The organism is Pseudomonas sp. W2Jun17, assembly GCF_023127795.1.
Classification (GTDB): Bacteria; Pseudomonadota; Gammaproteobacteria; order Pseudomonadales; family Pseudomonadaceae; genus Aquipseudomonas; species Aquipseudomonas synxantha_A.
The window spans coordinates 169,562-175,952 of the sequence record NZ_SPKO01000033.1 but is presented as its reverse complement, the minus strand read 5'-3'; the positions used below and the strand labels follow the sequence as shown (position 1 = coordinate 175,952).

The window sequence follows — 6,391 nt, the reverse complement described above, 5'->3', positions numbered from 1 at the left end:
AGATGTATTGCTGACCCACCGCTATCGCAGGCAAGCCAGCTCCCACATTGGAATTTCACAAGGCTTATGTTCAGGCCAGGCCGGACTCAACCAACAGCGCCTCCAACCCCATCAAATCCGGCACCTTCGCCACCTGCTCCCCTACCTGCACTGCCGCCAGTTCCAGCGGGCACAGCGGCACATCCACATAGCTCAACTCGCTATCGAGTTTGTACGAGCGGGGAATGCCCTGAATAACCAGCGCAATGAATTTCAACGTGGGCCTGCCCCCCAACGCATTCAACACCACGATCCGCGAGCGTTCGCCGGTCACGCTGGCTTCACCGCACACGGCTTCAAAGCTGATCAAGGGGATTTGCCGATCACGCCAGGTCACTTGCCGCAGGTACCACGGCGGTGCATCGCTGGCCGGTTCGCCGCGCTGGAAGTCGATCAGCTCTGCGATGGCCACGTTGGGCAGCACCAGGTGGCGGTCGGCCAGGGGCAGCAGCAGGCCGGTGAGTTGGCTGGCGCGGTGGTCAAGCATGGGACTTGCTCCAGTAGGCGATGCTTTCCAGCAGCACCGACTCTTGGTACGGCTTGCCGAGGTAGTCGTTGACGCCAATGGCCATGGCGCGGTCGCGGTGTTTCTGGCCGGTGCGCGAGGTGATCATGATGATCGGCAGGCGCATCAGGCGCGGGTCATTGCGTATCTGGATGGCCACTTCGAAGCCGTCCATGCGCGGCATTTCGATGTCGAGCAGCATCAGGTCCGGGGTGTGTTCTTCAAGCACCGCGAGGGCATCAATGCCGTCCTTGGCGGTAAGCACGTTCATTCCATTGCGCTCCAGCAGGCGGCTGGTGACTTTGCGCACGGTGACCGAGTCGTCCACCACCAGTACCAGCAGCGGGCGTTTTTTCAGCGGGTCGTTGAGGACCAGTGGCACATCCACTGCCTGGGCCGGCAAGGCCGGTTGGCGGGCGCGGATATGCGCGAGCAGGTCAATGATCAACACCACGCGGCCATCACCGAGGATGGTCGCACCGGGCACGCCCTGTACCCCGGCAAACTGCGGCCCCAGGCCCTTGACCACGATCTCGCGAGTGCCGGCCATGGCGTCCACATGCACCGCTACGCGCCGTTCATTGCAATGCACCAGCAACACCGGCAGCGGTTGGTATTGGCCTAGAAGTTTCGGGCGGCTGACGGTGTGCAGCAGATCCCCCAGGTAAAACAACTCGTAGCGCTGGCCGGCGTATTCATAATGCGGCGGGTCTTGCTGGTAGTGCCCGGCCAGTTCATGTGGCAGTACGCGCACCAGGCCTTCGAGGGTGTTGAGGGGGATCGCGTACTGGTCGTCTGCGCATTGCACCATCAACGCACGGTTGACCGACACGGTAAACGGCAGGCGAATACGAAAGTGCACGCCCACGCCTGGGGTCGAGTCGATCACCATCGAGCCGCCGAGTTGACGCACTTCTTCGTGCACCACGTCCATGCCCACGCCACGCCCGGAGATCTGGGTGATTTTTTCTGCCGTGGAAAAGCCCGGCTGCAGGATGAACTGCAGCACGTCGCGGTCGCTGATGGTTTGATCCGGGCCGAGCAGGCCGCGCTTGATCGCCTTGCGCCGCACCGCTTCAAGGGGCACGCCGGCGCCGTCGTCACGCATGTCGAAGACGATGTCGCCGCCTTCGTGGGTCAGGTCCAGGGTAATGCGCCCCTTTTCCGGCTTGCCCGCCTGCAACCGCACCTCACGCGATTCCAGACCGTGGTCGACGGCATTGCGCAGCATATGTTCCAGTGGCGCCGCCATGCGTTCGAGCACGTTGCGGTCCATCTCGCCTTCGGCATTGCCGACGATGAACTCCACGTCCTTGCCCAGCTCTTGCGCCACTTGGCGCACGATGCGCTTGAGGCGTGGCAGCATCCGCTCGAAAGGCACCATGCGCGTGCGCATCAGGCCCTCCTGCAATTCGGTGTTGATGCGCGCCTGTTGCTGGAGCAAATCGTGGGCATCCTGATGGCGCTGCTCCAGGGTGTCCTTGAGGTCGAGCAGGTCGGAGGCCGATTCGGACAGCGCGCGGGACAGCTGCTGCAACTGCGAATGGCGATCCATTTCCAGTGGGTCAAACTCTTCGTAGCCCAGGCGTTCGGCCTCGGCCTGCTGACGACTGAGCAGGCGCCCCTGGGTTTCGCTGTCGAGCCGGCGCAATTGATCGCGCATCCGCTCGATGGTGGTTTGAACTTCATTCAATGCAATGCGCGCATCGTTGACTTGCTGCTCGATACGGCCACGGAAAATCGAGGTTTCACCGGCGAGGTTAACCAGGTCGTCGAGCAGTTCGGCGGAGATTTTCACCATGTCGGCAGCGGGGTCGACCACCGCTTCAGCCTTGCCCGCAGGCAACGCCACGGGCACCACCGGCTCTACACTGGGGTGCACCAGGCTTTTGATGCGCTCGATAAGTTTGTCCACCGCCCCCACCGGCAGCCCATCCGCTACGGCGTCGACCATCTGTGCCAAACGATCATGGCAACCTTGCAGCAGCGCAAACAGCTCTGGGGTCGGCGCCAGCAACCCGGCGGATAGCCCCTCGTAGAGAAACTCCAGCTCATGGGCCAAATCGCCAATCGGCCCGATCTCTACCATGCGCGCCCCGCCCTTGAGGGTGTGCAGGTCACGCAGCAGGGTTTCGACTTCCTGGCGGTTGCCCGGCTCGGCCTGCCAACGCAGCAACGCGCTGCCTGAACTGTCGAGGATATCGGCGGCCTCTTCGAGGAAGATATCCAGCAATTCAGGGTCTGCACCCGAGGCCGGCGCCGCCGCAGCCGGAGTCGCCGGCGCGCTGTTCTGGCGCAGCTCGCGCAGTTTGGCGATCAGCTCGGCAGCATCGCTCAAAGGCTGCTGCTGTTGCAGTTCTTCCAGTTGCAAAGCCAACCGTTCGTGGCTGGCCATCAGCACCTGGGACAGCTCGGGGGTGTAACTGTAGCGGCGGTCCACCAGGCCCTCGTACAGGCACTCCAGCTCATGGGCCAAGTCGCCCACCGGGTCGATTTCGGCCATGCGCGCACCGCCCTTGAGGGTGTGCAGGTCCCGTTGCAGTGAGGACAACGGCGCGGCGCTTTCGGGCTCCAGCAACCAGCGCTTGAGGGACTGCCCGGCACTGTCGAGGATATCGACGGCCTCCTCAAGAAAGATGTCGACAATCTCATCATCCATGGCTGTTTGCTGATCCAACTGCGCAGTGGCAGCGCCCAGTTCCGAAATGCTCAGGGCGCGGCTGCCGTCGCTTTTGATCAGGCCGGTGGCGGACGGGTCCAGCGCGTCATCCAGCAACGCGTGCAAGGCTTGTACCCGCGCAGGCGCCGGGCTGATTTCCTGGCCGGCAGCCAGTTGGTCGAGCATGTTGATCAGCGCCTCATGGGCCTGTTCCGCCTCATGGAAAAACCGCTCGCTGACCGCCAGGCTGCTTTCTTCCACAGCGCCATACAGGTCGAGCAAGGCCTCGCACAACGCATCGATGGCGTGCAGGTCGGCGATGTGCGCGCCCTCCCCCAAGGTGGTCAGCTCATCCAGCAAGGCGGTCAGTTCCTGGCGTTCGCCGGGATGTTGCTGCCAGCGGCGCAACAGGTTGTCGGCGTCGAGCAGAATGTCCATGCCCTGGGCCAGGAAGTTGGTGATCAGATGCCGATCGCGCTTGATCGGCAGGCCGCTGCCAGGGGCTTCGAGCAGCGCTGCAAGCTGCTGGTCCAACAGGCTTTGGGTGCGTCTGATCAGATCCGCTGCGCCCTGGATGGGTGCCAGGGGATCGCTGTCCAGGTCGCGCAGGCCACGCTGGAACAGCCCTTCGGCTTCCAGCAGCAACTCTACTTCGTCCAGGTCCAGGGGCAAGCGATGGGCCTTGTATTCGCGGGTCAGGTGGTCGAGGGGGCGCGCCAGTTCCGCGATGGGCAACACCCCGGCCATGTAGGCACTGCCCTTGAGCGTATGCAGGGCGCGTTGCAGTTCATCACTGACCTGCAACGGCACCTGTTCGGCGGCGTGGTGCAGGAAGTGGTTGAGGCTGTCCAGATGGCTCTGGGCTTCGTTACGGAAGATCTCCATCAGCATCGGGTCATGGGGCTCGCCAACGGTTGTTGCCGCGCCACTGGCCAAGGCATGGGCGCGGGCGGCCAAGGCGTCGACTTCGTCGCGCTGGCGTTGGTCGTCGATGGCAAAATCGGCGATCAATTCCGGCAGCACGGCCACGGCCTCATCCAGCACCTGCTGCACGTCGGCACCAAGGGCGACGCTGCGTTCCAACACGCGGTTGAGCAGGTTTTCCACGGCCCAGGCCAGTTCGGCCAGCACCAGGGCACGGACCATGCGACCGCTGCCCTTCAACGTATGGAAGGCACGGCGCATTTCGCCCTGGGCGGTTTTGTCCGCACTGTTGGGCAGGTTGCGGTGCAGCACGTCGAGAACTTCGTCGGTTTCTTCGAGGAAGACTTCGCGCAGCTCATCGTCAATCGGCTCTTCACCTGCCGGCGGTGGCAGCAGGCTGCCGGGGCGTTGCAGGGCCGGAGGATTAAGGCCTGACGTGGGGCTTGCCAGTGCGTCAAATTGGGATTGGCTCGGTGCCTGTTCGGTCGACAGTGCGCCATCGGGCGCGACCAATGCCTGGCGCCAGGGTTTTTCGGCCGGCAGATAACCCAGCGCCGCCAGGCTTTGGGTGGCCCGCTCCAGCACACGCTCGCCAGCGGCGTCAGGGTCCTGGAGCATGCGTTCCAGGTAATACTCCAGGCTGCTGATCACATCGGCGAACTGCTCCAGTTGCACCGGCGAAGGCGCGACGTCGCTGATCATCAACTGCTCGTCGACATAATCGGTGCAGCCGCGCATCAGGCTCGCCGCACGCGGCAAAGGGATCATCGCCAGCGCGCCACGCACCTGGCTCAGCAATTGCGGCAAGGATTCCAGACGCTGGCGGTCCCAATGGGCTTCGACGCAGTCGATCACCAGTTCCTTGGCTTGTTTGAGGCACTGGCAGGATTCAGCAATCACCAACTGATGGATCTGGGTCAGGTCGGTGGTGGGCAGCCGGCTTTCTTCGCGGCTTTGCGGCTCCACCGTGCCGATCATGCCCGCCAGCGTGGCTTCGACGTAGAGCAACGCGCCTGCCACGTCCATCAGCACCGCGTCATTGGGTTCGCGTTGCCCCTGGGCCAGGCTCAGCACGACGGCCAACTGGTCGATGATCACTTTGCGCGGCTGGCCAAAACCCAGTACGGCGAGGGTGTCGGCGATCTGCCGCAGGGGCGCCAGCAGTGCGTCGAGTTCGTCGATGTGCTGGCGGTCGCTGCGTACGAACAGATCGAGGCGCTCCTTGACCCGCACCAGTTCCTCACACAAGGCACCGAGCACCGACCCCATGGCATTACGGTCCGGCCCGGCCATGCGCGCACGCTCGGCGTCGACCACGGCGCTGTCGGGCAAAGCTTCATCCAGGCCGTAGCGCTCTTTAAGGCTTTGCATGCGCGGCGTCGGTCGGGTGACTTTGGCCACGTAAAACAACAGGCTTTTGAGCAGCTCATCCGGCGCAGGCTGATTGATGCCGTCAATACCCTGGGCCAGCAGGCGCTTGAGTTGTTTGCCGCTGGCCTTGAGCAGGCTGCGCAGCGCCGGGCTGTTGGCGACCACGCCGGTCAACATGCCCTCGACCAGTGCCGAGGCCACCTGCCACAGCGGTAACAACGGCGCGCCCTGGCACAACGCCTCAAGGCGTGCGAACACCCGCGCCATATCTTCCAGGTTGCTCGGGCCGTGGTCTTCACGCAGCAACCCGGCGAGGGCTTGTTGCAGCAAGGGGTGCCATTGGCGCAACTGCTCATGCAACTGCGGCGTTGCTCGTTGGGCCAGTGTTTCATCAGGCAGCGGCGCGATCGACAGCAGTTGCGGGCTGAACAGGCTGGTTTCCGACAACAGGCTTTCACCCCGCGCAGTGCGCAGGTCGTTGAGCAGCGGCAGTACCACCAGCGGCAGGTCGCGGCGGGCGCTGTGTACGCGATCCAGGTACAGCGGCAACTGGCCGAGGGCCTGTTGCAGCAGGCGGATGCTTTCTTCGCGCTGGCTGACGCGACCGGTCTGGAGCGCCAGGGCCAGTTCCTCGATCTCTTCGGCCAACAGCGCCGCGCCGTAGAACTCGACCATTTGCAGCGCGCCATGCACCTGGTGGATCCCGGCCAGGCAATTGTCGAGGGTGTCGCCGTCGCCGGTTTCAACGTAAGCGTCCAGCGCCGAACGGGCCTGTTTCAGGGTTTCGGCAATGTCGCCCTTGACCCATTCGAGGGCCACGTAGTCGTGCCGATCAACCATAACTGCTCCGCTTAGAATTCGTGGGTTGCTGGTATCTCACAAACAATGGAGAT

General features: G+C 63.6%; 2 protein-coding genes. Both read right to left on the bottom strand.

The genetic code is table 11. The features are described from left to right. Positions 1-70: 70 nt before the first annotated feature. Entirely contained in the window at positions 71-526 is a 456-nt protein-coding gene (locus E4O98_RS20845; protein ID WP_005792246.1) for a chemotaxis protein CheW, read from the bottom strand. Next, positions 519-6,338 (bottom strand): Hpt domain-containing protein, encoded by a 5,820-nt coding sequence (locus E4O98_RS20840; protein ID WP_248136147.1) that lies wholly within the window; start codon positions 6,336-6,338, stop codon positions 519-521. The genes E4O98_RS20845 and E4O98_RS20840 overlap by 8 nt, the downstream gene beginning before the upstream one ends. Between the last annotated feature and the right edge of the window lie 53 nt (positions 6,339-6,391).